Genomic DNA, 26,427 nt, shown 5'->3' on the forward strand with positions numbered 1-26,427 from the left:
TAAATATGTAACAGGGATTTTCCTCATTCACAGGAAAAAAGAGCATGTCACAAATCGAAGCATATTCAAGGAATAAACTTGTCGATTACCTTAATCTGAAGCCTCTTGATATTGAGATCTGCGATGTCACACTGCGTGATGGTGAACAGACACCAGGGGTTGTTTTTACAAGGGAAGAGAAGATAGCACTTGCAAATGAGCTTGATTCTATTGGTGTTGAGATCATTGAAGCAGGTTTCCCTGTAGTGTCCTCTGCTGAAAAATCAATAGTGAAAGAAATAGCAAACATGGGCCTGAATGCCAAAACCTGCTGCCTTTCACGTTCTGTTATCAGTGATGTAGAGGTTGCCGTTGAATGTGATGTAGATTTTATCAGCGTGTTCATAGCCATGTCAGACCTTCATCTCAAATACAAGTATCACAAGACCTACGATGAGATGTTTGCCAGCGCAATGGAGGCTGTCCAGTACGCTAAGGACCACGGGGTCGGTGTAAGGTTTGCAGCCGAGGACGGCTCAAGGACCGATATCGAGGTACTGAAGAAAGCTTTCAGGGCTGCAGAGGAGTATAAAGTGGACTACGTCAGCATTGCTGATACCATTGGAATACTTTCTCCAAGCACCACCTATTACCTTGTCAGCGAGATTAAGAAAGTAGTGCATACACCCATCTGTATCCATTGCCATAACGACCTGGGAATGGCAACTGCAAACACGCTGGCTGCTGCCGAAGCCGGAGCAAAGCAACTCCATACGACTGTAAATGCTATCGGGGAAAGAGCTGGTAATGCTTCCCTGGAAGAGATACTTGTTTCCCTTCGGGTCCAATACGGAATTGAAAGGTATGATACCACAAAACTGGTGGAGCTTTCAAGAATGGTCAATGATTTCTCAGGTATCAGGCCAGCCATCACCAAGGCCATAGTAGGGGAACATGCATTCTCGCACGAGTCAGGCATACATGTCTGTGCCATTCTGGAAGAGCCAAGGACCTATGAGCTCTTCAGCCCTGAAATGGTTGGAGGAACCCGACACCTTATAGTTGGTAAACACACAGGCATGAAAGCACTGAGGGGCATTGTTAAAAGTATGGGATATGATCTCGAGAAAGAGCAGCTCTGTGCCCTGCTTGAGAAAATAAAGAACTGCACAGAGGCAAAGAAAGGAATATCCCCGAAAAGACTGAAAGAAATGATCAATGATGTCAGCGGGGTTTAATACTCCACAACCGTACCTTTTTTCCTATGGGAGCCTGACACTGTATCCTTCTCTGCCACTTCAAGTGGCCGCTCTCCTCCACCATTCTCGGGAACATAATCATCATGGTAGTTCATGCGATTATTCTCAAGGATGATAACATAATCAGCAGAGTTGCGAAGAGCGGTTGAAAAACCTGGCTCGACCCCAAAGATGATGGTTTCCTTACCATGTTCGTTAGCTTTGTTCAGGAGAGGCTTGAAATCAGCATCTCTTGTGACCAGGGCAAGAGTATCTATGGTAGGATTGTACACAAGCTCCATCCCCTCCACCGCAAGCCTGACATCTACGTCGCTTGAACAGATTATCGGCTCAAAGCCGTTATTCTCAATGGCCTCCACAAGTTTATCGGATGCATACTGGTTAAGGAAGACACGTCCTATCTTGACATTACCGTATTCCTTTAACACATCCCTTATCTCTTCAAGGTTGACATTGAACTCTTTCCTGAGCACGTTGGGGCCATCGACAAGAAGACCGATACTGCGTCTGCCAGTTTCTTTCTTTGTACTAAGATATTTAACGATAGAATTCAGTCCGGTTTTCACGTTGGCCATGATTCCTCACTATAAGTATTACAAGGTGCATATAAATATAATATTCCTATATCAACTGTTTCCAATGTTGAGATACCAGATAGATAATCGCCATAGGCACTATAATTGCAGGTAAATCTTAATCCTGATAGCATATAATTGTTACTGACTGCCATAAATATTATGCCAGTTCCTTAAACCTTTCCCGGGAATCAAAGAAGGTCAGAGAACAATCTTGCCTTGACACTCTTTTGTGATATGCGGCCTTCCTCTAAAAGGAAATAATTGATTAACCGTTCCCCTACCTTCTTCCTCGTATATCGAATTTCTCCACCATGTCTTATAAACATATCCATGATGCACTCAAACTGGGACTTCTCCATCTCTGACAATTCAATAAGACTTTCACCTTCAAGAAACCAGTTGTAAACACGAAGGAGAGTCACATCCCTTACCCTTTTCAAGCCCTCTGTATCCTTAAAATCATCCACGTAAACCGAACGTTTAAGCCGCGGGGACCAGCCTGCCAGTTTCTGTTGCATGTCAATGAACTGGATAGGGATCTCTTCGTTTTCTTCAGGCCTTGGGAAGAGGCATTTCATACGAGTCATACCCTTATCCAGCAGGATCACCTTCTTCAGTAACGGTAGGGATCATGCCATCCAGACCTTTGCTGACTCTTTTTGATCCTCAGTCCCATAAGAAGACCTACCAGTATGCCTGTGAGGTGGGCAGTGTGAGCCACCATATCGTTAGACCCTATCAGTAAGAAGTCAACCAGTGCGAACAGGATCAAAGCATGCACTATCCTCATAGGGATGAAATACACATAAACGCGGATTTCCGGTGCAATGACTGCGAGAGCTGCAAACACACCCATTATGGCACCACTTGCCCCGACCACGCCGATATGAGGTTGCGAAGTGGTTAGAGAGTAACCTAAAACCGCAACGACACCTGCAATGAAGTAGACCCGTAGGAAGGTAGCTTTACCTGCTCTGCGCTCAAGTTCCGGGCCGAAAAAGAACAGTACCATCATATTGAAAAACAGATGAAAGAAACCGTTGTGAAGGAACATATGAGTGATTAAAGTCCATGGCTGTGCCAAGAAGTTTATAGGTACAAACATAAAAAATTGAGCATAATTTATGCCCATTGGGTCCAGCACCATTTGTAAGAGGAACGAGAACAGGCAAAGATATATAATTGCCATGGAAGGGCTGCTTCTCATGGAGTAACTTACATTGTTCCTGATTCCTCGGAACGCACTCTTTGCGGCATATTTGGCAGTGCTCTTTAGCACATCTTTCATGATATCATCTGTTCCAGACTGTCTGTTCGCGCGGTTTGAACCGTCTGCACTGTGTTGTTTCACTTTCTCAAGGCCCGCGCATGCATGCTGCTCAGGAAGCCTGTGCTGAGAACAGAATACGTTTCCACAAAAACGGCATTTGAAAGGTAAGTGCTCTTCCCTGCCGCATATCCAGCATTTTTTATCCAATGTTTTCACCATGACAAATAGTGACGCTTATAAGGTTCGCATCAGATAAAACGATTTCCAGGGATAGATGGTAAAACACGCTGCTGATTGTCAAGAATAATCATGATAAATATCGTAATACTTATATGTGAAAGTTGCTTATCAACCTTGGGCCAAAACAATTATTATTGATTATTTCTCTAAGTATCTGGAGCTAGATACCATTGTCATAAATAATCGTGATAGATTCTGGAAATCTATTTATAGGATGATATTGTTAGAGCCCTCAATAAAACTGTTTCAAGTTTATTACGTACTGAGCGGATATTAACATTATCTCATACGATTACAGTGATTAATAACACACCTACAGGAGAACAAGATACAATGAGCAAGATATCAACCGGACATTTTTCCATTGAAGACCTGGAAAATGTCCAGATCACGATCGGGAAGATAGTCGGCGCTATAGAAGAAAAGGTGGCGGAAGAAATAGATATGGGACCAACTCCTAAACCCAGTGTCTCCGCACTCAGGGACTGGGATCACCAGTTGCTCACCCGCTATCAGCCAGTATACACCCCGCAGTGTGACCAATGTTGTTACTGTACTTTCGGGAAATGCGATCTGGGAGGAAACAAGGAAGGAGCCTGTGGCATTAACCTGGCTGCCCACCAGTCCCGCGAGTTCCTGCTCAGGGTAATCACCGGCGCAGCTGCCCACTCCGGACACGGCAGACACCTCCTGCACTATCTGATAGAACGTCACGGACGTGACCATCCTCTTGACGTAGGACCATCAAACCTGCTTGCACCCAATGTCCAGATGGTTACGGGCATCAAGCCAAAGACCCTTGGAGACCTCGAAGCTGCAATCGAGTATGTGGAAGAGCAACTCACGCAACTGCTTGCGACAGTCCACATGGGGCAGGAGGGTGCAGCCATAGACTTCGAATCAAAGGCAATGCATGGCGGAATGCTGGACCATGTAGGCATGGAGATCTCCGACCTGGCCCAGATGTCCTGTATGGGAATGCCAAAATCCGACCCGGAGGCGCCGCTGGCTGAGATAGGCATGGGGTGCATAGATGCCACCAAACCCATGTTGCTGGTCATCGGACACAACGTTGCAGGTGTAGCAAACATGATAGATTACATGCATGAGAATGACCTCTCGGACAAGATAGAGCTGGGTGGCCTGTGCTGCACTGCCATTGACATGATCCGCTACCAGATGGACAAGGGTGGACAGCCCTATGCAAAGGTCGTGGGAACCCTTGCAAAGGAACTCAAGATGATACGTTCGGGTATACCGGATGTCATCGTCGTAGACGAGCAGTGTGTCAGAGCAGACGTACTGGATGAAGCTAAGAGACTTTCCATCCCGGTCATCACCTGTAATGAAAAGATCATGTACGGACTGCGCAACCGCTCAAAGGACAAGGCTGACAACATCATCGAGGACCTTGTCAGCGGAAAAGAGGCAGGGGCACTCATACTTGACCTGGACCTGCTTGGCGAGGTTGCCCCGAGGCTTGTAATGAAAGTGGCTCCCCTGCGTAAGGAAAAGGGCATTAAGGCGCTCCCGAGTGATGAAGAGCTCACCGCGCTGGCTGGAAAGTGCGTACACTGCGGTGCATGCGAACTGGTCTGTCCTAACAACCTTCCGATCATGGATGCAATGAAAGCCTGTGTCGAAGGTGACCTGACAAAATTCGAAAGCCTGCATGATCACTGCGTTGCCTGCGGAAGGTGCGACCAGGCTTGTCCGAAGGATATACCGGTCCTGGATGTCATCGAAAAGGCTTCACAGAAGGCCATCAGCCAGGAGAAGGGCCTGATACGCTCCGGAAGGGGACAGATAAGCGACCCGGAGATCAGGCAGGAAGGTGTCAATCTGGTCATGGGAACTACACCAGGAATCATTGCCCTGGTAGGCTGCTCCAACTATCCGGAGGGCACCAAGGACCTGTATAAACTTGCCGAGGAGATGCTCAAGAGGAACTACATCATGCTCACATCAGGCTGCTCTGCAATGGACCTGGGGATGTACAAGGATGAGGACGGCAAAACCCTGTATGAGAGGTATCCTGCAAAATTCCTCGGAGGCAACCTTATTAACGTAGGCTCCTGCGTATCCAACTCACATATAACCGGAACTGCGATCAAGGTGGCAGCCATATTCGCCCAGCGCAACATCACCGGAAACTACGAGGAGATCGCCGATTACATCATGAACCGTATTGGTGCTGTTGGTGTTGCATGGGGTGCCTATTCACAGAAAGCAGGCTCTATTGCAACCGGATGTAACAGGCTTGGAATCCCGGTGGTTGTCGGACCACATGGTTCAAAATACAGGAGAGCCCTAATAGGCAAGCCGTATGAAGAAGAGCACTGGAAACTCTATGACGCAAGGAACGGCGAGGATCTGCCAATACCTGCCTCACCCGAGTTCCTGCTTACGACTGTTGAGACTGTCGAGGAACTTATGCCCATGCTTGCAAAGAACTGCATACGCCCATCCGACAACAACATGGGAAGGATGATCAAGCTGACCCACTATATAGAGCTCAGCCAGAAATACCTTGGGCAGATGCCAGATGACTGGCACAGGTTCGTCAGGACTGAAACGGATCTTCCGCTGGCAAAGCGTGAAGAGCTCCTTAAGATACTTGAAAAGGACCATGGATGGGAGATCGACTGGAAGAGGAAGAAGATCCTGTCCGGTCCGAGGATGAAGTCAGATGTCTCAGCCCAGCCTACAAACCTCAAGAGACTTTGCAAGGGAGAGTGCTGAAAATGGTAGATACGACCAAGAACACACTTATGTATACCACCTGGGGAACGAAGACCGCAAAGCCGGTCAACCCCAATGTTGCAGCTAAGCTGATATCAAAAGCAAAGAAACCACTTCTGGTAGCTGGCGCTGAGATCGTTGACAACGAGCAGCTTGCACAGAGGGCTATTGCTATTGGAAAGAAGGGCGTGCAGATAGCTGCGACAGGCCATGCCATCACTGTCTTCCATGGCAAGGGCGTGAATGCAAAATACATCAACATCCATGCACTGGCCCATTACCTCGGGGACAAGAACTGGAAGGGACTTGACGGGCAGGGTTCATATGATATGATAGTCTTCCTTGGACACAAGAAATACTACCTGGACCAGGTACTTTCAGGCTTCAAGAACTTCTCGGACCTGAAGACCATTGCAATCGAAAGGCATTTCATGCAGAATGCGACTTTGTCCTTTGGTAACCTCAGGCCGGATGTGCACATTGAAGCGCTGGACGAATTTATCGAGAATCTTTGATCATTGAATGCTAAACGTGGAGAACTAATCATGGCAGATGAATTTCCTTTTGAGATATCTCCTATGTTCGAGGGAGAGAGAATAAGAAAAGAAGGTATGCATGTCGAGCTTGCAGGTCCGAAATCCAAGGGTTTTGAGCTTGTAAGGGCTGCAGATATGAATGATGTTGAGGATGGCAGGTTCACACTCATCGGACCCGATCTTTCGGATATGGAAGAGGGTTCACGATACCCGTTCGCAATGATCTACAGGATCGCAGGTGAACTTGTGGAAACAGACCTTGAGTCCATAGTAGAAAGAAGGAACCACGAATTCCAGAACTACATCCAGGGCATGATGCATCTCAACCAGAGAGATGATGTGTGGATCAGGGTGGGTAAGGAAGCTGTCAGCAAAGGGCTGAATTCCTTTGAGCATATCGCAAAAGCGGTGATGATGCTCTTCAAGAACGAACTCCCGTTCATAGAGAAGGTCGAGGCTATCTATATCACCGATATGGAAGAGATAGAGAAAGAGATCGAGAACACAAGGGCAGTCTACAAGGCAAGGGACGAGAGGACACGCGGCCTGCATGATGAGGATGTTGACACCTTTTATGGGTGTACATTATGTGCCTCCTTCGCACCCACTAATGTATGTGTCGTTACCCCTGACAGGATATCCCTTTGTGGTGCCATCAACTGGTTTGACGGAAGGGCAGCCGCAAAGGTGGACCCCGAGGGACCACAGTTCGCTATCCCTAAGGGAGAGCTTCTGGATGCGGAATCAGGAGAGTACTCAGGCGTAAACGAGTTTGCAAAGAAGCTTTCAAGCGGTGAATACGACCGTATCAAACTGCACTCTTTTATGGAATACCCACACACTTCCTGCGGCTGCTTTGAAGTTGTAGGATTCTATATCCCTGAAGTTGATGGAATCGGCTGGGTAGACAGGGATTTCGCAGGCACGGCACCCAACGGGCTGCAATTCTCCACAATGGCAGGACAGACCGGCGGAGGAAAACAGGTAGTAGGTTTCCTCGGAGTAGGCGTCAACTACTTCCGCTCACCCAAATTCATCCAGGCCGACGGTGGCTGGAACAGAGTGGTATGGATGCCAAAGATGCTCAAGGAAAAAGTATTCCAGGATATGCCCGAAGACATACGTGAGAAGATTGCTACCGAAGATGATGCAAAGGATATTGATTCCCTCAGGAATTTCCTGAAAGAGAAGAATCATCCGATACTGGAGAGATGGGTGGAAGAAGAAGCAGAGGAAGAGGTTGAAGATGAAGCACCTGCAAAGGCACAGGCAACTCCCCAGGCAGGATTTGCTGCACCGCAGATGATGCAGATTCCATCCAACTTCATGCCGGCCATGCCAATGATGGGCGGCGGCTCCGGTGGGGTCAGGATCATCCTGAAGAATGCAAAGGTGACCGTTGACAAGATCACCATCCTGAAAGAGGATTAAAGAGGTATTCTGTGGCCAGGATCATTGCAGTGACAGGCAAGGGCGGAACAGGGAAGACTGCAACGTCGGCCCTTCTGATACGCCAGCTTGCAAAGGGGAACAAAGTCATCCTTGCAGTCGATGCCGACCCCGATACAAACCTTCCCGAAACCCTTGGCTGCGAGGTTAGCAAGACCATCGGCGACATCAAGGAGTTCATGCACAGCGAGCGAGATAACCTGCCTCCTGACTCCAACAAGGAGTCGGTGCTCAAATCAAAGCTGTACGAGATCATCGAAGAAATGCCAAAGTATGACCTGCTGGTCATGGGCAGACCCGAAGGTGCAGGTTGTTATTGCTACGTCAATAACCTCCTGCGCGGCATCATGGACAAGCTTGTGGACAACTATGACATCCTCATCATTGACGCTGAGGCCGGGCTGGAGCACTTCAGCCGCAGGATCTTCCGCAAAGTAGACGACCTGATCGTGGTGACGGATGGGTCCCGCCGGGGATTGCGGACTGCTGAGCGCATCCGGGAACTTGTGGATGAGATGGAGACAGATGTATCAAATATTTATGTTATTGCAAACAAGGTCACAGAAACAAACCGTGAAACTATAGCAGGCACAGCGAAGGAACTCGGGCTGGAGCTTATAGGGATGATCCCTGTTGACGAGATGCTCATCCGCAAGGATCTTGCCGGGGAGCCATTGTTCGAGCTTCCTGACGATTCGGCTGCAGTCCGGGAAATTGAGAAAATAGCTGCAAAACTGGGTTTGTGATCAGGTTTCTAACTCAAGAGTATCATTACATGGTGGAATGCACATGACACAGAAAATGAAGTTGACGCAACTTACTGAGATGTTGCAGGAACTCAATATAGAGTCTCTCGAAGGAGTGACCATTGAAGGCGACATCGAACTGAATATCACAGGTGGCGGAGGGCTTAACCCTGCGCTGGCCTATGCGCTTGGAAGCGAGATATCACAGATATCCCTGCACATGGCCAATATAGGAAGGATGCTCGGATTCCCTGCGGAACAGTTATTCGCATCTGCTTTTGGTATGAATGGCATCCCTGGGCCCCAGGCACCTTCACTTGGGACTACTCCGAGGATGCAGGAACTACTGGCCTCTAAGTTCGAGGTCGCAAAGATGAGCAACTGGAACAACCCCATCCAGGAAGTGACATTAGGTGCCACATCAGCAGACGGAGGTTCCAGGAAGAGCACAGTGACAATTGGCGGAGAGAATGCGCTTCCTTATTATTTCGACGCCGCAATGCCTCACAGGAACTACGTGACAATGGACGTGTTTGACATGCCCATTGGAATGGCAAAGGCTGTCAAGTCCAATTATGATGATGTTATCAATGACCCTGCGGAATGGGCCAAGAAGGTTGTTCGTGACTTCAATGCGGACATGGTGACCATTCACCTCATCTCCACTGATCCGCTCATCAAGGATACTTCTGCGCGGGACGCTGCAAAGGTTGTAGAGGACGTATTGCAGGCAGTGGATGTACCTATTGTCATCGGCGGTTCAGGAAATCCTGAGAAAGACCCTGAAGTGCTGGAAAAGGCCGCAGAGGTTGCAGCCGGTGAGCGTGTGCTGCTTGCTTCCGCAAGCCTTAATCTGGACTATGAGAGGATTGCAAGGGCTGCTGTGGAACATGGCCATGTTGTGCTCTCATGGACACAGCTTGAGATCAATGCCCAGAAAGAACTTAACAGGAAGCTCATGAAGCAGTGCAAGGTCCCAAGGGACAGCATTGTAATGGACCCGACAACCGCAGCACTGGGATACGGACTTGACTACGCATACACCAACATGGAGCGTATAAGGCTCGCAGGTCTAATGGGCGACGACGAGCTGACATTCCCTATGTCCTCCGGTACCACCAACGCCTGGGGCGCCCGTGAGTCATGGATGGTAGCATCCCCGCTGAAGCAGGACTCGGACTGGGGCCCGAGAGAATATCGTGGCCCTATTTGGGAAATTGTCACAGGCCTTGCACTCTCGCTTGCAGGTAACGACATGTTCATGATGATGCACCCGACATCTGTTCAGGTGCTCAAGGAAATAACCCAGACACTCTATGGCTCCATCGAGGCTGAGGAGCTGGACATCAGTAACTGGATCGGAGCGGAGGTGTAAAACATGAAGATCAACAGCCCTCTTGAGGCTTACAAGTACCTGCCCGGTACAAACTGCGCAATATGCGGTGAGCAGACATGTATGGCATTTGCCTCGCACCTGATAGACAGATCCAAGAAACTCAGTGAATGTACCCCGATGCTCGAGGACAAGTTCAGGAAAAAACTCGATCAGCTTCAGGGACTGCTCGCACCCGAGATCAGACAGGTCGAGATCGGTGTCGGTGAAAAGGTCGTGAAGATCGGCGGCGATGATGTGCTCTACCGCCACAAGCTGACATTCTTCAACCAGACTGCACTGGCCTATGATGTATGGGACACCATGGACGAGAAGGATCTTGTGGAAAGAGTGAATAAGATACAGGGTTTTAAGAAATTCTATGTAGGCAACTTCCTGACAGTTGACATGGTAGCTGTGCGCAGCACGTCCAACGATCCCAAAAAGTTCGCATCTGCGGTGAAGAAGGTCGTTGAGACAACAGACATGCCTTTAGTGCTCTGTTCATTCAACCCGGAAGTGCTGAAGGCCGGACTTGAAGTTGCAAAAGACAGGAACCCGCTGCTATATGCCGCAAACAAGGACAACTGGCAACAGGTGGCTGCCCTGGCTCTCGAGTACGATGTGCCTGTAACTCTCTTCGCACCCAATGACCTCGATCTGCTGAAATCACTCGCAAAGACCTTTGCTGAGATGGGCACCGAGAAACTTGTGCTCGACCCGGGAACATTCCCCTCAGGAAAACAGCTTAAAGAAACTTTCAGTAACTTCATCAAGATACGCAGGGCAGGTATAGACGGCGACCGGGAGATAGCATTCCCGCTCATGGCAGTTCCACTGACAGCCTGGATGGTCCACGACGATCCCGTAAGTGCATCATATTGGGAAACTGTTGTCGCTTCAGTTTTCACCATAAAGTATGGAGACATAATGATTCTCCATAGCATCGAACCTTATGCGATGCTGCCGGAGCTTCACATCCGTGATACGATATACACAGATCCAAGAAAGCCTGTGAGCGTTGACCCCGGGATGTACAAGATCGGGGCTCCTACAAAGGATTCACCTGTGTTCGTGACGACAAACTTCGCCCTTACATACTACACTGTGGAGAGCGACATCTCTTCCAACAAGATAGACTGTTTCCTATGGGCTATCGACACCGATGGTATAGGTGTCGAGGCTGCGGTGGCAGGTGGCCAGCTTACGGCTGCCAAAATAAAGAAGGGGATCGAAGAGTCCGGATTCAATATGAAGGATGACACATCCCATAACACCATCATCCTGCCTGGACTTGCTGCACGTCTGCAGGGAGATGTTGAGGATGAGACCGGGTCCAAGATCCTTATAGGGCCCGCGGACTCAGGCCGTATACCAGGCTGGCTGGAGAAGAACTGGCCTCCGAAGAAGTAAATAAATTCAACGGTTGATCTCCGTGCCTTAACCACACGGAGGTCTATACTATTTTTTCCTATACGCTAAAAAGGAATCACAATACTATTATAGAGCTTGTGGAATTCTAATATGTGAAACCATGGAACTTATCGTACGAAGTGAGAAAAGCCTTGAGCTTACAAAAAACGGTAAGCACTGCACAATAGTAGGAGATGTTGCAGATATCACAGATGAACATATACGCAAGCTTGCAGAATGGGCAGATACATTATGGAATTATGATAAGATAAGCATGTGGAAAAAGTCAGATTCCATGGAGCCCGGATACTTCATCCGCGATAGTGCCGGTGGAAAGTACAAAGTCCATGTACTTGACAGAGAGCAGCTCGAAGCTCTTTTTGATGCCTCCCGCAAGGATAGTCCGGCTAAGCTGCACAACTGGCAAAAGAGAGATATCATGGCCTATGTAGACTGGTTCATCCAGTGACACACACGTTTCTCGAAGAAGCCCTTATTAAAGACCACAGTCAGTAGCAGACATCTCCTGAACCAGATCTTTTGCAAGGTCAACTGTGACCTTTGACTCAAGATACCTGAGATATTCGCACTTACCCGTTTTCCTATAAATGATGCAACTGGTACAGTACATCAACTTGTTCTCTTTCGAGTACCCCATCGTTTCTATTACACACATGCTCCCACCATACTACAATCTGCTCCTACTAAGGCAATGTCGTTTCCTGAAGTGATCCTGCCGCACCTTTCACAGTAGTAGAACACATTCGATCCTACAGACTGTCTCTTAAGCCCGGTGCCACAGTACTCACACGACGTACCGTCCCTTCTGCTCATATGAAGCCCCTTTCATTGTCCGGTTTTCCCCAGCTTTACTTTGAGCCAATACCGCCTATCATGAACCGGATCAAATCCAACTCATCAGCATCCACACACTTTTCGTATTGACCATTTACAATGGACATATATTCGGTCTCCATCTTCTGACACTTATATGTTTTTACACACTTTTGAACGTTTCGCATAATTCATTACTCCTTTTCTCTCTTACAGAGTATAGAATTGCTTCTGAATAGATATATTTGATGTAAATAATCTGTATATACCAATATTGAATATATAGGCACTATAGAAACACACCGGATGCTAAAAAAGAGAAGGTCAGGATGCACATACATATACTCAGAAGAACATTAACGACAGAGGAATACAGATGAGCGATGTTTTTTTCAAACCTGCGGAAAGTATAGGTGCTGATGAGACCCAGATAGACCAGATCACCGCCCTGTTCCCAAAGATATCGCCTGTTCAAGAAGGAGATATCGTTGCTGTGAAGATACACCCGGGAGAGTATGGGAACACCACACACATACACCCGATACTTGTCAAAACAGTGGTCGACCTTGTAAAGGAAGCTGGTGGCATACCTTTTGTCACCGATACCACGGTATTATATAAAGGCAGGAGGTTCAATGCTGCGGACCTCATCTGTACCGCGGCATCGAACGGATTCTCACATGCAGGTATGGGAGCTCCTTTTATTTGTGCCGACGGGCTTCATGGTGATGACAGTATAGTCGTCAGGATCAACGGAACAAAGCTCGATGAGATAACGGTTGCCTCAGCTATCGCTAAGGCAGATTCAATGATAATGCTGTCTCATTGCAAAGGCCATCCTGCTTCCGGCTTCGGGGGCACCGTAAAGAACCTGGGCATGGGGTGTCTGGATAAAGCAGGCAAGACCCTTGTCCACAAACCGGGCGTACCTGACATAGACCCCGAAAAATGTACAGGCTGTAGCAAGTGCATATCAGAGTGCCTGTGGGGTGCACTGTACATGGAGGGCGACACAGCCAGGGTGAATACGGAGTTGTGCAAAGGCGACCTTTCGTGCGCAAATAGCTGCAGGTATGGGGCAATTGTGCCACCTGAAGGATTCACCGATGAGATGCAGGCCCGGCTTGGAGAGGCGGCTCTGGGACCTGTAAAGGCCCTTGGGGGAAAGATAGGATACATCAACTGGATATTCAACCTGACCCCGGGATGTGACTGTTTTAACTTCTCCGCACCCACGTTCGCTGGCGATATAGGGATACTTGCATCAAAGGATCCCGTTGCAATAGATGTGGCAAGCATCGACCTTATTAACCGGAGAATGAAGCATGACCATGTGGGACAACTCACCAGTGTGTGGAACGTAGACCCGGTCATCCACGTTGAGTATGCTGCGAAGATAGGAGCAGGCAGCCTGCAATATTCCCTGCGCTGAACAGGCAGAATGAAAATAAGCGAAAATATTATAAATCGGCTCAAGGATTGAAAGACAATGAACGATATCACCTGTCCCAAATGCGGGGGACTTACACAGGGACTTATTGACGGTCTCTGCAAAGATTGCTTTTTTAAAGCATCCCATCTGATAGAAGCACCTTTGGTGCTGTATGCTAAAATATGCCCGACCTGCGGAGCACAGCTTCTCAAAGGCAAATGGAACAATGACTACACGATCCCGGAGATTGTGATACAGACAGCAGAGGATGCACTACTTATACATGATAAGGCGGATGATATTGAATTATGCATTGAGCCAAAACAGATGACTCCACACGTGTATCGTGTAAAGATCGAAGCCTCTGCCACCATCCTTGGAGAACCGGTGCAGCAGAGCATTGAAACTGAAGCGCGCATAACCCGCATAGCCTGCGATATGTGCAGCAGGATGTCAGGCAATTACTTTGAGGCAATACTCCAGATAAGGGCAGCCAGCCGTCATCCGACCGAAGAAGAAAAGAAAAGATGCATGCAGATAATAAACAACACGCTGGACAAAATGCAGAAGAAGGGTGACAGGACAGCCTTCATAACTAATTCCGCGGAGGCAAGGGATGGTATTGACCTTTATATGGGATCTGCCAATGCGACCAGAATTATTTGTAAAGAGATAGTCGCTGAGCTTGGAGGAGGCTTTGCTGAATCTTCTTCCCTTTTTGGAAGAAAGGATGGAAAAGAAGTTTACAGAATGACATTCTCTCTCAGGCTTCCTGAGTTCATGCCTGGGGATATAATCGAGTTCAAGGATAAGGTTGTCGAAATAAAGAAGTTCTCAAAAAGCGTGACCGGGACGGATCTTATCAAAAGTGGCAGGTTCATTTCATCACCAGACGACATGAAAGGTTTCGTGCTCATCGCAAAGAGGAGCACTGCTAAAAAGGCAGTAGTCGTTTCCATAGAGAAAGATGAAATGATGCTGCTTGACCCGGATAATTTTGAGACGGTCACGGTTAAGATACCTGTTCCTTTCAGTGCTTCAGAAGGAGATGAAGTTCCTGTAATAAAAGCGAGTATCGGCCTTGTGGCGCTGCCTGATGAAACATCAAGAAAAAACGATCTTTGAATATCCTCATACATGAAAAACATACTTGTAATAGGATTCAGTACCCGCAACGCGGTCTGCTCGGGATGCCGTGCAGGCTACAATATGTTCGCAATTGACGCTTTCTGTGATCAGGATATGCTGAAATGTGCAAACGCAGCAAAGAAACTTGAAACTCAAGGACGCTTTAACAGCAAGGGTATTGAGCCTGCCTTGCTGACGGAAATGATCAACACTTTTGGAGTGGATTTCGATGCTATCATACCCGCATCCGGGTTTGAGACACTGGAACTGCCGGAAAGCAGATTTCCCGTGCTGCATAACAACCCTTCGGCAATGAGACAGGTTTCGGACAAATCCAGATTCTCAGAACTCCTTGAATCGATAGGGATGCCACATCCGAGAACTTACTCCCGCCCGGAGCTTCAGAATGCCCCGTTTCCGCTGATGGTCAAACCTGCATGTGCAGGCGGGGGGATTTTCAATCGCGTGCTATACAGCCCGGAAGAGCTGGACGACTACATGCTTTTTTTGGAAAATGCACAAATCCCCCTGAAAAAAGAGGACATGGTATTCCAGGATTACCTCACCGGCACCCCTGCCAGTGTTTCGGTCATATCGACACAGGATAAAGCCTGCACTGTAGCGGTGAATGAACAACTTATCGGAGTACCTTGGCTTACAAAACTTCCATTTGCGTATTGCGGCAATGTGACACCGATTATTACCCCATATGCCAACCAAATGAAAAATATAGCTGAAGAGCTAATATATCAACTTGGACTGATAGGGTCCACGGGAGTGGATTTCCTCATTACGGATAGTGGTCCCGTTGTAATAGAAGTAAATGCCAGGTTCCAGGGAAGCATGGATACAGTTGAACTTGCAACCGGAACAAATCTATTTGGGGAACATATGGAAGCCTTTGAAGGCAACATTAAACAGGAAAGAACCCGAAAGCCTGTCTATAGACAATATGCCGCCCGGGCAGTGATGTACGCGGATCAAAGAAGAGTTGTTACAGAACATGCAATGGAGGGAATAATTGCAAAGAAGACTGCGGATATCCCCAACAGAGGCGATGTTATAGGAGAGAATGAGCCGGTAACATCAGTAATATCCACGGGTGACACCAGAAAAAAGGTAATGAGTGAGATCGAACAAAGCGTCATGTTTATACGTCAACGCTTAAATGTAGACTAGTCCTGTGAACATGTTCCGGGAAGGTAAAATGCTTGTGTGTGATTTAATTACAGAGGCTTTTACCAAAACTTAATATTGTAATACATTGCATAAGCATACATTTCACGAGGTGAATGTTTTTTGATAGATCTGAATAATCCAGTTATCAGGGGATATCTTATCCGGCTGGTGGGCGAAGAAGGGGTGGAAATGATCCGGAATATGCCCGAAGGCGAGGTTACGGATGAACAGATTGCACAGGCGACAGGAATACTGCTTAATATCGTGCGCCGGACACTATTCATTCTCAACGAGAACAAACTGGCTGTCTGCAGGAGGGAGCGCGACTCCAGCAGCGGATGGCTGACATATCTCTGGACATTAGACATGTCAGATATTGAGCCCCAGCTTGTCAAAGAGAAAAAAAGGCTTGTTAAGAACCTCAGGACACGCCTTTGCTTTGAAGAGGATAATGTATTTTACAGCTGCCCGGAAGGATGCACTCGCATGAACTTCAACGAAGCAACAGAATGTGAATTCCTCTGTCCCCTCTGTGGAGAGGACATGATGTTTGAGGATAACCAGCCATTCACAGGCAGGATCCACAAAAGGCTTGAACTGTTTGAAAAAGACTGATATGATCTCACGTGAGATGGCTTTGAAGATCCTGAAAGATTCAGGATGCAACAATGATGTCATAGCGCATTGCATTGCAGTCTCTAAGCTTGCAGTCGATATTGCCGGAAAGTTCTCATCTAAAAAAGAGTATCCGGACATGGAACTCATAGAATTGGGAGGATTGCTGCATGACCTGGGACGCGCCAGGACACACGGTATTGCCCATGCCATAGAGGGCGTGGCCATTGCCCGGGAGCTTGGTCTTGACAAGCAGCTCACAGAGATCATCAAAAGGCATATCGGTGCAGGTATCAGCACTGAAGAGGCTGTCCGGTTAGGCCTGCCGGAAGATGACTACATGCCCCGGACGATCGAGGAAAAGATAGTTGCTCATGCGGATAACCTGATAGTCGGGACAAGAAGGATAACTATGGACGAACGCATTGCAATGATGACAGAAAAGAATATCGATATTGAGAGCATCAAGAGAGTCAGAGCGCTTGCTGATGAAATTGGCATTCAGTAAGACACAAGGGATAATTATTTATATAAAAATCACTAATGGGTAGCTGTGCAATAAATGCATAACACGTTTTTATCATATCACTTACTCATTTTTAGCTAGAGGTATAACTAATGACCGATGATAAGTATTTAAAAGGTACAACCACAGTTGGGATAGTATGCAGTGACGGTGTCGTTATGGCGACCGAACAGCGTGCAACAATGGGGCATCTTATCGCAAGCAAGACTGCAAAGAAGATATACCAGATCGACGACTTCGCAGCAATGACAACTGCTGGCTCCGTGGGAGATGCTCAGCAAATCGTACGTATCATAAGCGTTGAATCAAAGCTGTACAAAATGAGACGCAAAGAATCAATGACAATCAAAGGGTTAACAACGATGTTATCAAATCTCCTGAGCGGACAGCGCTACTATCCACTGATGGTGCAGCTGCTGGTAGGAGGTTATGACAAGCATGGCCCTGAACTATACTCAATTGATGCTCTCGGCGGGAACATTGATGAGAAGAGGGTTGTTGCGACAGGTTCCGGTTCACCCATAGCATACGGTGTGCTTGAGGACAGGTATAAGGAGAACATGACCACCCAGGAAGGTGTGGAACTGGCTGTCAGGGCACTTCATAATGCCATGAAAAGGGATTCCGCGTCAGGGGATGGGATCGATGTGGTCATCATAACGAAGGATCAGTTCACAAGGCTCGAACTCGAGGATGTGAAGAAGGTCAGGGAATTACTTAACTGACGCTTACTGATCTTTACTATACATCAAAATGTTCAAGTAATGTTAAATTATGTAATTTTAAAAAATTACACTTTTTAAACCCAATTTTTTACTTTTTTACAGGAAGGCTGTTTTAATGGCGGTAGAAGAAGTACTATCTGATCTTAAGAAGAAAATCGAAGAGAAGTTGCCAAGCGGCACGACTATTTCTAGTGTTGAATTTGAAGGTCCGCAGCTTGTTATTTATACAGAAGAGCCCAAGAAATTCGCAGATAACGGTAACATTGTCAGGAATCTGGCAAAAGTACTCAGGACACGCATTGTAGTGCGCCCTGACCCTAAAGTGCTTACACCTCCGGAGGAATCCATACAGAGAATTGCTGAGACAGTGCCTGAGGAAGCGATGGTATCAAACTACCATTTTGACCCGGATGTCGGGGAAGTCATCATCGAAGCTGAAAAACCAGGCCTTGTTATAGGAAAACACGGTGAGACCCTCAGAGAGATCACCAAGAAGATCGGCTGGACACCAAAAGTGGTCAGAGCACCACCAATCAAATCAAGGACCGTAAAGAACATCCGTGAGTTCATGCGTACCAACCACAAGGAAAGGAAAGACATCCTTAAGGCCGTGGGAAGGAAGATCCACAGAGGATGCACTTCCAAGGACCATTGGGTAAGGATAACATCCCTCGGTGGGGCAAAGGAAGTTGGTCGTAGTTGCTTTATCATCTCAACCCCTGAGTCCAGGATCATGGTAGACTGTGGCGTCAATGTCGCTTCTGATGACAACATGTCGCCTTACCTCTATGTTCCCGAGGCTTTCCCTATAAACCAGATAGATGCAGTTGTGCTGACACACGCCCACCTGGACCATCAGGGTCTTGTGCCGTTACTATATAAGTATGGTTTTGAAGGTCCGGTGTACTGTACTCCCCCCACACGCGACCTTATGGCACTGCTGCAGCTTGACTACATAGACGTAGCTGCAAAAGAAGGTAAGAGGCCACCATACTCTTCAGCAGATGTAAGGGAAGTTCTTAAACACACTATCGTGCTGGACTATGAAGAAGTGACCGATATCGCACCGGATGTCAAGCTTACTTTCCATAATGCCGGGCATATCCTCGGGTCAGCCGTGTCCCACTTCCACATAGGTGACGGGCTGCATAATGTGGTCTTTACGGGTGATTTCAAGTACGAGAAGACCAGACTGTTCGATGCAGCAGTGAATAAGTTCCCCCGTGTGGAAAGTGTAGTGATGGAATCGACATATGGAAGTGCTAATGCTATGCAGCCTTCCCTCCTGGAAGCTGAGAACAATCTCAAGAACGTGATCAATACAACCCTGAACAGGAATGGTGTGGTTCTTATCCCTGCATTTGCGGTTGGAAGGAGCCAGGAAGTAATGATAGTCCTTGAGGATGCAATTCGCAAAGGGGAAATACCCAACGTCCCGGTCTATCTCGACGGCATGATATGGGAAGCAACGGCAATTCACGCCACCTATCCCGAATACCTGAACAACGATCTGCGCAAGCTTATCTTCCAGAAGGGAGAAAACCCGTTCCTGGCAGAATGCTTCAAGCCTGTGGACTCCAACGAACTGAGACAGAAAATCCTTCAAGAGCCAGAGCCTTGTGTGATTCTCGCCACCTCAGGTATGATGAATGCAGGCCCGGTTATAGAATATTTCAAGAAGTTCGCAGACGATGAGAAGAACACCCTTGTGTTCGTAGGTTACCAGGCAGACGGAACCCTGGGTCGCAGGATACAGAAAGGGTGGAAGGAGATTCCTCTCTCTACCAGCAATGGAACGCATGTTATATCCATGAACATGCAGGTAGAAGTGGTTGACGGCTTCTCAGGCCATTCAGACAGAAGACAGTTGATGGATTACATCAAGAAGATGAAGCCACGCCCCGAAAGAGTGTTCACGGAGCACGGTGACGAGCGCTCCTGCCTTGACCTTGCAAGTTCGATACACAAGAAGAACAAGCTTGAGACAAGAGCACTGACAAACCTTGAAACAGTACGGCTGGTATAACCGTACCGTGTTTCTCTTTTCTTATACCTTGTTTTCTTATTTTTAATTCGTTCGCTGACCAGGATCTTCTGATACAGCCAGCCCTTTGAGATAAGCAATAAGTGAGGGATGGTCTTTGAAAACCCTGTCAGCACCGGCTACTTTTTCAGTAGGTATGTATGTTGCAACTGCTACGCAGTACATACCGGCTTTTTTAGCAGACTGCACCCCAAGAGGAGCGTTCTCAACAACCATACACTCCACAGCGTCAATGCCAAGCCTACCGGCAGCCTTGACATAAGGTTCCGGGTCAGGTTTCCCGTTCTCTACGTCCTCTCCCGTGATGCGCACATCAAAAATACCAGGATAGAACCTGTCCATAAGGTCGTTCACGATGGTCTTGTCTGCACCTGAAGCAACTGCAAGCTTATAACTGCCTTTCAATGACTGAAGGCACTCAAGCATTCCGTCAAAAGGCTCTGCCTTGCTATTTTTCATGAAATGCTCCCTTTTTTTAGTGAGAAGGGAATCGTAATTATCTTTTCCGGGCTTTTTATCAGTCTTCCTGAAAATAGTATTGATCACACCAACATGGTTTGCTCCTTCCACTTCATATATTTCCTCTTTACGCACATCTATGCCTTCTTCTTTGAAAACCTGCACCCAGGCCTGTGCATGGTAAGGCATGGAATCCACAAGTACCCCATCCGAATCGAAAATAATTCCCTTTAACATATTGAATGGTATTGCAGCCTATCTTAGAATAAGTTTACCAGCAAAATATGAGATGATAGATCATGCATTGAAACTAAATGCAGAAAAAGGAACATGTCAGACATAGGAGCCTGAATCCATCACGAATAATAATTGGGGTTAACAACAATTATATACGGGTAATGAAATCTTACATGGCATGGATTTGTTTACAGCAATTACACTGGCGGTTTTTTTGCCATTTATCATGGCCGGTATATTGCCTGCTGCAGAAAAGGTCCTGAAGAACAGGATTGGATGGTATGCAACAGCAACAGCTTTCCTGTCTTTGCTGCTGGTGGCACTGGCTGTGCCGTCTGTAGTGAACGGAGAGAACGTCCAGGGTTCTGTTGCATGGCTTCCATCATTGGGAATCGAGATGTCCTTCTACGGAGACGGACTCAGTATAATGTTTGGGCTGATAGTTTCCGGAATTGGCATACTTATAATGGCATACTCCAATGAATACATGTCAAAGCGCGAAGACCTTTCCCGTTATTACAGGCAGTTGCTCATGTTCATGGGATCTATGCTTGGGATGGTCTTTTCGTCCAATATTATCCAGCTGTTCATATTCTGGGAGCTTACAAGCATCACATCCTTCATGCTTATCGGATACTGGCGCAACCGCCCCATGTCCGTTTACGGAGCTACCAAATCCCTGCTTATAACAGCCAGTGGTGGGATTTTCATGCTTGCTGGCTTCCTGGTACTAAATATCATCACAGGCACCTTTGACATTGCCACTGTCCTGCAAAACGAGTCCATGATAGAGACAATAAAAGGACATGAGTTCTTTCTCTTTGCACTTGTCCTCATCCTGATAGGAGCGGCCGCAAAATCGGCGCAGGGACCTTTCTATATATGGCTCCCCAACGCAATGGAGGCACCAACTCCTGTAAGCGCATTCCTTCACTCAGCCACCATGGTTAAGGCAGGCATCTACCTTGTTGCCAGGATACACCCGATATTTTCCGGAACTGATGCATGGTTCATCCTGGTAAGCGGACTGGGGATCATTACCATGCTGGCAGCAGGGTTCCTTGCTTTCCGCCAGACGGATATCAAGGGAATACTTGCCTATTCGACCATCAGCCAGCTGGCCTATATGATGGCCATGTACGGCTACACCACCTACCAATACCCTGGCATAGGAGTGGCAGCTGCAACATTCCATCTGCTCAATCATGCAACTTTCAAGGCATGTCTTTTCCTAGTTGCTGGTATCGTAGCCCATGAGACAGCTACAAGGGATATAACAAAAATGGGCGGGCTTCGCAAGGATATGCCCGTGACGTTCATCATCGGCTCAATAGCTGCCCTTGCCATGGCAGGCGTACCGCCTCTTAACGGTTTCCTCAGCAAGGAGATGTTCTATGAAAGCTCACTGGAGATGGGACATCTGCTGGGAGGACCGCTAGAATACCTGATACCTGCAGCCGCAGTTCTTGGAGGTGTCTTTACATTTGCCTATTCGATCAGGTTCATAGACGGTATATTCCTTGGAAAAAGGCGCAGTGAACATCTTCCTAAACATATGCATGAGCCATCTCTGATCATGCTCGTCCCGCCCGCATTCCTGGCGGTTCTTGTCATCCTTATAGGCCTTTTCCCCTCTGTTGCAGTCCACTATATAATCGAGCCGGCAGCAGCAGGTATATTGCTTCAGGAAGTGCACCTTCACGTGTCACTCTGGCATGGGTTCACAACAGCACTCATGATGACGATCATAACCTTCATCGCAGGTATTGCATTATACACAAAGTATGATACCATTGCAGCCTGGCAGGATCGGATGAATGCTCGATACCCCTGGTTCAGTATCAACTATGCCTATGACAGGATAGTGAACGGGGCACCGGGAAAAAGTGCGGCCTTTGCAGCCGTTATGCAGCCAGGACCTGTAAAACCGTATCTTGTTGCACTCCTGCTATTGTTCCTGGTTCTCGGGGCCATACCTGCCATGCTGGTTGCAACCACACTGGTTCCGGCTGACCTTAACTTTAACGTACCCCCTTATGAAGGAATCCTTCTCGGTCTTATTGTACTAGCTGCTCTTGGTACGGCAATCCTCAGGAAGTACCTGCATGCTGTAATTGCAGTCTCTGCAGTTGGATATCTCATAAGCCTAGTGTTCATATACCTGCAAGCGCCTGATCTGGCAATGACACAGATCCTTGTAGAAACCCTTTTCACCATAATCTTCCTGCTGGTCATACTAAAGATACCCCAGACATTCAGGGAGAATCTCACAAGATCAGTCCTGGCGAGAGATCTGCTGATATCTTCTGCAGTGGGTATCACGGTACTGGTACTGCTGCTTAACGCAACCCAGGGGATAGCATCTCCTTTTGAATCAATATCATACTACTTTATCGAGAACAGTGTTCCGCTTGCAAGAGGGCACAACATGGTAAATGTGATACTGGTCGATTTCAGGGGATACGATACCCTGGGAGAAATAGTAGTACTCTGCCTGGCAGGGCTGGGGGTTTATAACCTTATTAAAAGCAGGAGTGATAGCAAGTGACAACCCTGATAACCAAGACCGTATCAAAGGCATGCGTGCCCATAATCATATTATTCTCCGTCTCCCTGCTGTTTGCAGGGCATGATCTTCCCGGAGGCGGATTCATAGGAGGGGTGATGTTTGCTTCTGCAATCTCCTTACTGTATGTGGCTTTCGGATTGAAATATATTGATTCCATTTACAGTTACCAGTGGGACAAATGGTTTGGCGCTGGCCTGCTGCTTGCCTCCCTTACAGGCTTTGGAGCCATGCTCTTCGGATATAATTTCCTCAGAAGCTTATATATGCTGGTCAGCCTGCCATTGTTAGGTGATGTCAAGCTGCTATCAACAACCCTTTTTGACATAGGGGTATATCTTGTGGTCATTGGCAGCCTGCTTTATGTGTTCAAGGGTACAGGTGAGGATGAATGAACAATACACTGCTCTCTGTTTGCATAGCGCTGCTTTTTGCGATTGGTACATTCATGATCCTCAGAAGAGACATGATAAAAGTAGTCATAGGTATCACGGTCCTTTCCCATGCAACAAACCTTCTTATTGTATCAACAGGAGCTTTTCTTGGAGGGAGGGCACCCATAATCACCAGCGACGATGCAGGCAGCCCATCAGGCATCATTTTCACAGACGATCTTGCAAGCGGTATTCTTGCCCCTGTTATCCCAGAAGGGACAGAAATGGTGTTTGTAGACCCTCTGGTACAGGCCCTCACGCTCACCGCAATAGTGATCAGTCTTGCTATAACTGCTTTCCTGCTAATACTTTGCTATCGTATCTACCAGGAACATGGCACAACTGATGTGAGTGAGATCAGGAGGCTGAAAGGATAATGGATACAATGCAACAAGTCCCCATGATCCTGATTGCCCTGCCCATAATATTCGCAGCGATAACTGTGCTTTTCAGATCAAAGTCGGGCTTACAGAAAGCTCTTAACATAGGCGTGTTTGCCATTCTGTTTGTCATGAGCCTCAGTCTTTTATTCCATGTATGGAACAATGGTATCCTTGTTTATGAGGTCGGCGAATGGGGCAAATACGGCATACTGCTTGTTGCAGACCTTCTTGGTGCAGGCATGGTGGTCCTCAGTTCCCTGATATCCCTGATGGCCATGATATATGCCACGGACTATATGGACAGAAAAGCCCTGGATGCCACATTCTTCCCGCTTTTCAATCTGATGGCTGCGGGCCTTAACGGCATATTCCTCACGGGGGATATATTCAACATGTTCGTCTTCTTTGAAGTTCTGGTGCTCTCTTCCTGCGGGCTTATAGTCCTGACAGGCAGGGGTGACCACACAAAAATGGCAGACAAGCTGGAGGCCATATTCAAATACCTGATACTTAACATGGTGAGCATCATCCTGATGCTGGTTGCCATTGCTTCTCTCTATGCAACCGTAGGCACGCTCAATATGGCAGATATTGCGGTCAAAATAGCATATCTGGCTGAGACAGGAACGCTTCCCTGGCACATCCACGTCATTGCAATGATGCTTATTGTGGTCTTTGGATACAAAGCAGCCTTGTTTCCCCTGCACTTCTGGCTTGCGGATGTGCATCCATCAGCACCTGCACCTATCCATGCAATGCTTAGTGGAATGGTGATCAAGGTCGGAGTGTATGGTATCCTTAGGGTCCACTACCTGATATTCCAGGAGTCCATGTTCATGCTTCAACCAGTGCTGATCCTGCTATCGCTTGTGACAATAGCAGTGGGAGCTACTTCAGCAGTGGGTCAGTATGATCTTAAAAGGCTGCTTGCGTATTCAAGTGTAAGCCAGATAGGTTATGTGCTGCTTGGGGTAGGCATGGGAACTGCTTATGCGCTGACTGCAGCTATGGTTTATCTCGTCAACCACGCCATTGCCAAATCCATGCTTTTCCTGGCTACGGGAGAAACGCTTTACCATGCAGGTACAAAGGACATAAGAAAGATGGGAGGGTTCGTCCAGTCAGCCCCCTTCCTCAGTGTCATATTCCTGATCGGTGCCATGTCAATTGCAGGACTTCCACCCACAGGAGGGTTCTTTGCCAAGCTTGTGCTCTTTGATGCAGGTCTTGGCGCGGAGTATTATATTCCCATCGGGATAGCACTTGTATTTGCAATTTTCACACTCTTCTATCTGTTCAGGACATGGCTGTCCATCTTCTGGGGAGAGGTAAAGGAACATGACAAAGAAGATACATATAAATCCCGTAATCCGACCATTGCGATCAAGATATCCCTTGCCCTGCTGGCCTGTGTGGTCATATTCCTGGGAGTGTATCCCGAACCCCTGATAGTACTTTCAAGCACAATAGCAGAGCAATTGCTTGACCCGCAGCCATATATAGCAGCCGTACTTGAGAGGAGTGTACGATGAGACAATATATTGCTTATGCACTGGCCCTGGGAATCGTCTGGTGTTTTGTCAGCGGAGAAGCCAGTATATTGAATTTTATGGTTGGCTCTGTGCTGGGTATTCTGATCATCTGGTCTCTGAGGAAGCTATACCAGCCTGATGAGGAAGTGCCTTACAAGAACATCTTAGCACGCATTCCAAAAATTGCAACCTTCTTTGCCATCCTCACGATAGAGATCACAAAAGCAAGTATCCTGATAGCAAAGATAGTCCTGTGGCCAAAGCTGGATATCAAGCCCGGAATAATAGCGGTTCCCATACGTGCAACAAAGGACGTGTCCATTACAGCTATTGCAAATACGATCAGCCTTACCCCCGGGACAATCACGATAGATGTATCGGATGATCTGACAAAGATCTATGTCCATTCAATAGATGCTTCGGATCCTGAGGCACTTAAGGTATCTATCCGCGACAAACTCGAAAAATATGTACTGGAGGCCTTTGAATGAATTTACTTGACGTGGCCCTTGTTATAATGAGCATTTCACTAATTCCCTGCATATACAGGATCATAGTCGGACCGACACTTCCTGACAGGGTCGTCGGGCTTGATGCGCTGACCCTTGTCATGGTGGTAGCTCTGGGAGTATATTCATATGTGCAGGAATCTCCGTTTTTCCTGGATGCTGCCCTTGTACTATCCATCATAAGTTTTGTAGGGACTATTGCTATAGCCAGGTACATTGATGAGGGGGCGATATTCTGAG

General features: G+C 47.5%; 27 protein-coding genes. 21 read left to right on the plus strand and 6 right to left on the minus strand.

Going from position 1 to position 26,427, the window contains the following annotated elements:
• The first annotated feature begins 44 nt into the window (after positions 1–44).
• Positions 45–1,217 carry a homocitrate synthase family protein gene (locus Q8J68_RS13085; protein WP_305311959.1) on the plus strand — a complete coding sequence of 391 codons (1,173 nt, stop codon included), beginning with the start codon at positions 45–47 and terminating at the stop codon, positions 1,215–1,217.
• On the opposite strand, the gene Q8J68_RS13090 is transcribed toward Q8J68_RS13085, so the two are convergent.
• The 3 genes from Q8J68_RS13090 to Q8J68_RS13100 form a co-directional block, all read right to left on the minus strand.
• Positions 1,214–1,813 carry a TIGR00288 family NYN domain-containing protein gene (locus tag Q8J68_RS13090; protein ID WP_305311960.1) on the minus strand — a complete coding sequence of 200 codons (600 nt, stop codon included), beginning with the start codon at positions 1,811–1,813 and terminating at the stop codon, positions 1,214–1,216. The two genes, Q8J68_RS13085 and Q8J68_RS13090, sit on opposite strands and share 4 nt — an antisense overlap.
• Before the next feature lie 191 nt (positions 1,814–2,004).
• Entirely contained in the window at positions 2,005–2,403 is a 399-nt protein-coding gene (locus tag Q8J68_RS13095) for a hypothetical protein (RefSeq protein ID WP_305311961.1), read from the minus strand.
• 26 nt (positions 2,404–2,429) lie between these two features.
• Positions 2,430–3,302 carry a rhomboid family intramembrane serine protease gene (locus Q8J68_RS13100; RefSeq protein WP_305312012.1) on the minus strand — a complete coding sequence of 291 codons (873 nt, stop codon included), beginning with the start codon at positions 3,300–3,302 and terminating at the stop codon, positions 2,430–2,432.
• Between the two features lie 357 nt (positions 3,303–3,659).
• Between Q8J68_RS13100 and cdhA the strand changes: the two genes are divergently transcribed.
• The 7 genes from cdhA (at position 3,660) to Q8J68_RS13135 (ending at position 12,053) form a co-directional block, all read left to right on the plus strand.
• Positions 3,660–6,068 (plus strand): CO dehydrogenase/acetyl-CoA synthase complex subunit alpha, encoded by a 2,409-nt coding sequence (gene cdhA, locus Q8J68_RS13105; protein WP_305311962.1) that lies wholly within the window; start codon positions 3,660–3,662, stop codon positions 6,066–6,068.
• Positions 6,069–6,070: 2 nt separating this feature from the next.
• Entirely contained in the window at positions 6,071–6,583 is a 513-nt protein-coding gene (gene cdhB, locus Q8J68_RS13110) for a CO dehydrogenase/acetyl-CoA synthase complex subunit epsilon (RefSeq protein ID WP_305311963.1), read from the plus strand.
• A 30-nt stretch (positions 6,584–6,613) separates the two neighbouring features.
• Complete coding sequence (cdhC, locus tag Q8J68_RS13115; RefSeq protein WP_305311964.1) at positions 6,614–8,035, plus strand: CO dehydrogenase/CO-methylating acetyl-CoA synthase complex subunit beta; 1,422 nt, start codon at positions 6,614–6,616, stop codon at positions 8,033–8,035.
• Positions 8,036–8,046: 11 nt separating this feature from the next.
• Positions 8,047–8,799: an AAA family ATPase gene (locus Q8J68_RS13120; RefSeq protein ID WP_305311965.1), complete on the plus strand. Its 753-nt coding sequence runs from the start codon at positions 8,047–8,049 to the stop codon at positions 8,797–8,799.
• A 43-nt stretch (positions 8,800–8,842) separates the two neighbouring features.
• Positions 8,843–10,174 carry a CO dehydrogenase/acetyl-CoA synthase subunit delta gene (gene cdhD, locus Q8J68_RS13125; RefSeq protein ID WP_305311966.1) on the plus strand — a complete coding sequence of 444 codons (1,332 nt, stop codon included), beginning with the start codon at positions 8,843–8,845 and terminating at the stop codon, positions 10,172–10,174.
• A 3-nt stretch (positions 10,175–10,177) separates the two neighbouring features.
• Positions 10,178–11,584, plus strand: coding sequence for an acetyl-CoA decarbonylase/synthase complex subunit gamma (gene acsC / locus Q8J68_RS13130; protein WP_305311967.1), 1,407 nt, complete (start codon positions 10,178–10,180; stop codon positions 11,582–11,584).
• Between the two features lie 121 nt (positions 11,585–11,705).
• Positions 11,706–12,053 carry a hypothetical protein gene (locus Q8J68_RS13135; RefSeq protein ID WP_305311968.1) on the plus strand — a complete coding sequence of 116 codons (348 nt, stop codon included), beginning with the start codon at positions 11,706–11,708 and terminating at the stop codon, positions 12,051–12,053.
• Positions 12,054–12,080: 27 nt separating this feature from the next.
• Here the strand turns inward: Q8J68_RS13135 and Q8J68_RS13140 are convergent, their stop codons facing one another.
• Both Q8J68_RS13140 and Q8J68_RS13145 read right to left on the minus strand, forming a co-directional pair.
• Complete coding sequence (locus tag Q8J68_RS13140; protein WP_048147235.1) at positions 12,081–12,260, minus strand: hypothetical protein; 180 nt, start codon at positions 12,258–12,260, stop codon at positions 12,081–12,083.
• A complete protein-coding gene (locus Q8J68_RS13145; RefSeq protein WP_305311969.1) occupies positions 12,251–12,418 on the minus strand; it encodes a hypothetical protein in 168 nt (55 codons plus the stop codon). Before Q8J68_RS13145 ends, Q8J68_RS13140 begins: the two co-directional genes overlap by 10 nt.
• Before the next feature lie 376 nt (positions 12,419–12,794).
• Between Q8J68_RS13145 and Q8J68_RS13150 the strand changes: the two genes are divergently transcribed.
• The 7 genes from Q8J68_RS13150 to Q8J68_RS13180 all read left to right on the plus strand — a co-directional run bounded on the left by Q8J68_RS13150 (position 12,795) and on the right by Q8J68_RS13180 (position 20,049).
• A complete protein-coding gene (locus Q8J68_RS13150; protein ID WP_305311970.1) occupies positions 12,795–13,850 on the plus strand; it encodes a DUF362 domain-containing protein in 1,056 nt (351 codons plus the stop codon).
• 57 nt (positions 13,851–13,907) lie between these two features.
• Positions 13,908–14,975: a 60S ribosomal export protein NMD3 gene (locus tag Q8J68_RS13155; RefSeq protein ID WP_305311971.1), complete on the plus strand. Its 1,068-nt coding sequence runs from the start codon at positions 13,908–13,910 to the stop codon at positions 14,973–14,975.
• Between the two features lie 12 nt (positions 14,976–14,987).
• A complete protein-coding gene (locus Q8J68_RS13160; RefSeq protein WP_305311972.1) occupies positions 14,988–16,157 on the plus strand; it encodes an ATP-grasp domain-containing protein in 1,170 nt (389 codons plus the stop codon).
• A gap of 120 nt (positions 16,158–16,277) precedes the next feature.
• On the plus strand, positions 16,278–16,772 hold the full coding sequence (locus tag Q8J68_RS13165; protein ID WP_305311973.1) for a transcription factor: 495 nt from the start codon (positions 16,278–16,280) through the stop codon (positions 16,770–16,772).
• 16 nt (positions 16,773–16,788) lie between these two features.
• Positions 16,789–17,280, plus strand: a complete 492-nt coding sequence (locus Q8J68_RS13170; RefSeq protein ID WP_370867651.1) for a TIGR00295 family protein — start codon at positions 16,789–16,791, stop codon at positions 17,278–17,280.
• A 110-nt stretch (positions 17,281–17,390) separates the two neighbouring features.
• Positions 17,391–18,023 carry an archaeal proteasome endopeptidase complex subunit beta gene (psmB, locus tag Q8J68_RS13175; RefSeq protein ID WP_015054783.1) on the plus strand — a complete coding sequence of 211 codons (633 nt, stop codon included), beginning with the start codon at positions 17,391–17,393 and terminating at the stop codon, positions 18,021–18,023.
• A gap of 115 nt (positions 18,024–18,138) precedes the next feature.
• Positions 18,139–20,049, plus strand: a complete 1,911-nt coding sequence (locus Q8J68_RS13180; protein ID WP_305311974.1) for a beta-CASP ribonuclease aCPSF1 — start codon at positions 18,139–18,141, stop codon at positions 20,047–20,049.
• Positions 20,050–20,091: 42 nt separating this feature from the next.
• Here the strand turns inward: Q8J68_RS13180 and Q8J68_RS13185 are convergent, their stop codons facing one another.
• Positions 20,092–20,763, minus strand: a complete 672-nt coding sequence (locus tag Q8J68_RS13185; protein ID WP_305311975.1) for an HAD family phosphatase — start codon at positions 20,761–20,763, stop codon at positions 20,092–20,094.
• Between the two features lie 178 nt (positions 20,764–20,941).
• Between Q8J68_RS13185 and mbhE the strand changes: the two genes are divergently transcribed.
• Genes mbhE through Q8J68_RS13215 form a run of 6 tightly spaced genes read left to right on the plus strand, consistent with a single transcriptional unit; the run spans position 20,942 to position 26,426 of the window.
• On the plus strand, positions 20,942–23,311 hold the full coding sequence (gene mbhE / locus Q8J68_RS13190; RefSeq protein ID WP_305311976.1) for a hydrogen gas-evolving membrane-bound hydrogenase subunit E: 2,370 nt from the start codon (positions 20,942–20,944) through the stop codon (positions 23,309–23,311).
• The gene (locus Q8J68_RS13195) at positions 23,308–23,724 is read left to right on the plus strand and encodes a monovalent cation/H+ antiporter subunit B (protein ID WP_305311977.1); all 417 of its coding nucleotides are present in this window, start codon (positions 23,308–23,310) and stop codon (positions 23,722–23,724) included. Before mbhE ends, Q8J68_RS13195 begins: the two co-directional genes overlap by 4 nt.
• Positions 23,721–24,140, plus strand: coding sequence for an NADH-quinone oxidoreductase subunit K (locus Q8J68_RS13200; protein ID WP_305311978.1), 420 nt, complete (start codon positions 23,721–23,723; stop codon positions 24,138–24,140). Before Q8J68_RS13195 ends, Q8J68_RS13200 begins: the two co-directional genes overlap by 4 nt.
• Positions 24,140–25,678 (plus strand): proton-conducting transporter membrane subunit, encoded by a 1,539-nt coding sequence (locus tag Q8J68_RS13205; protein WP_305311979.1) that lies wholly within the window; start codon positions 24,140–24,142, stop codon positions 25,676–25,678. Before Q8J68_RS13200 ends, Q8J68_RS13205 begins: the two co-directional genes overlap by 1 nt.
• Entirely contained in the window at positions 25,675–26,169 is a 495-nt protein-coding gene (locus Q8J68_RS13210; protein WP_305311980.1) for a Na+/H+ antiporter subunit E, read from the plus strand. Before Q8J68_RS13205 ends, Q8J68_RS13210 begins: the two co-directional genes overlap by 4 nt.
• Complete coding sequence (locus tag Q8J68_RS13215; RefSeq protein WP_305311981.1) at positions 26,166–26,426, plus strand: cation:proton antiporter; 261 nt, start codon at positions 26,166–26,168, stop codon at positions 26,424–26,426. Before Q8J68_RS13210 ends, Q8J68_RS13215 begins: the two co-directional genes overlap by 4 nt.
• The last annotated feature ends 1 nt before the right edge of the window (position 26,427 follow it).

Source organism: Methanolobus sp. (assembly GCF_030682845.1).
Taxonomy (GTDB): Archaea; Halobacteriota; Methanosarcinia; order Methanosarcinales; family Methanosarcinaceae; genus Methanolobus.

Coding starts and splice junctions, on each gene's coding strand:
- Q8J68_RS13085 (WP_305311959.1), top strand. CDS start 45: ATGTCACAAATCGAAGCATATTCAAGGAATAAACTTGTCGATTACCTT.
- Q8J68_RS13090 (WP_305311960.1), bottom strand. CDS start 1,813: ATGGCCAACGTGAAAACCGGACTGAATTCTATCGTTAAATATCTTAGT.
- Q8J68_RS13095 (WP_305311961.1), bottom strand. CDS start 2,403: ATGACTCGTATGAAATGCCTCTTCCCAAGGCCTGAAGAAAACGAAGAG.
- cdhA (WP_305311962.1), top strand. CDS start 3,660: ATGAGCAAGATATCAACCGGACATTTTTCCATTGAAGACCTGGAAAAT.
- cdhB (WP_305311963.1), top strand. CDS start 6,071: ATGGTAGATACGACCAAGAACACACTTATGTATACCACCTGGGGAACG.
- cdhC (WP_305311964.1), top strand. CDS start 6,614: ATGGCAGATGAATTTCCTTTTGAGATATCTCCTATGTTCGAGGGAGAG.
- cdhD (WP_305311966.1), top strand. CDS start 8,843: ATGACACAGAAAATGAAGTTGACGCAACTTACTGAGATGTTGCAGGAA.
- acsC (WP_305311967.1), top strand. CDS start 10,178: ATGAAGATCAACAGCCCTCTTGAGGCTTACAAGTACCTGCCCGGTACA.
- Q8J68_RS13135 (WP_305311968.1), top strand. CDS start 11,706: ATGGAACTTATCGTACGAAGTGAGAAAAGCCTTGAGCTTACAAAAAAC.
- Q8J68_RS13140 (WP_048147235.1), bottom strand. CDS start 12,260: ATGTGTGTAATAGAAACGATGGGGTACTCGAAAGAGAACAAGTTGATG.
- Q8J68_RS13145 (WP_305311969.1), bottom strand. CDS start 12,418: ATGAGCAGAAGGGACGGTACGTCGTGTGAGTACTGTGGCACCGGGCTT.
- Q8J68_RS13150 (WP_305311970.1), top strand. CDS start 12,795: ATGAGCGATGTTTTTTTCAAACCTGCGGAAAGTATAGGTGCTGATGAG.
- Q8J68_RS13155 (WP_305311971.1), top strand. CDS start 13,908: ATGAACGATATCACCTGTCCCAAATGCGGGGGACTTACACAGGGACTT.
- Q8J68_RS13160 (WP_305311972.1), top strand. CDS start 14,988: ATGAAAAACATACTTGTAATAGGATTCAGTACCCGCAACGCGGTCTGC.
- Q8J68_RS13170 (WP_370867651.1), top strand. CDS start 16,789: ATGGCTTTGAAGATCCTGAAAGATTCAGGATGCAACAATGATGTCATA.
- psmB (WP_015054783.1), top strand. CDS start 17,391: ATGACCGATGATAAGTATTTAAAAGGTACAACCACAGTTGGGATAGTA.
- Q8J68_RS13180 (WP_305311974.1), top strand. CDS start 18,139: ATGGCGGTAGAAGAAGTACTATCTGATCTTAAGAAGAAAATCGAAGAG.
- Q8J68_RS13185 (WP_305311975.1), bottom strand. CDS start 20,763: ATGTTAAAGGGAATTATTTTCGATTCGGATGGGGTACTTGTGGATTCC.
- mbhE (WP_305311976.1), top strand. CDS start 20,942: ATGGATTTGTTTACAGCAATTACACTGGCGGTTTTTTTGCCATTTATC.
- Q8J68_RS13200 (WP_305311978.1), top strand. CDS start 23,721: ATGAACAATACACTGCTCTCTGTTTGCATAGCGCTGCTTTTTGCGATT.
- Q8J68_RS13205 (WP_305311979.1), top strand. CDS start 24,140: ATGGATACAATGCAACAAGTCCCCATGATCCTGATTGCCCTGCCCATA.
- Q8J68_RS13210 (WP_305311980.1), top strand. CDS start 25,675: ATGAGACAATATATTGCTTATGCACTGGCCCTGGGAATCGTCTGGTGT.
- Q8J68_RS13215 (WP_305311981.1), top strand. CDS start 26,166: ATGAATTTACTTGACGTGGCCCTTGTTATAATGAGCATTTCACTAATT.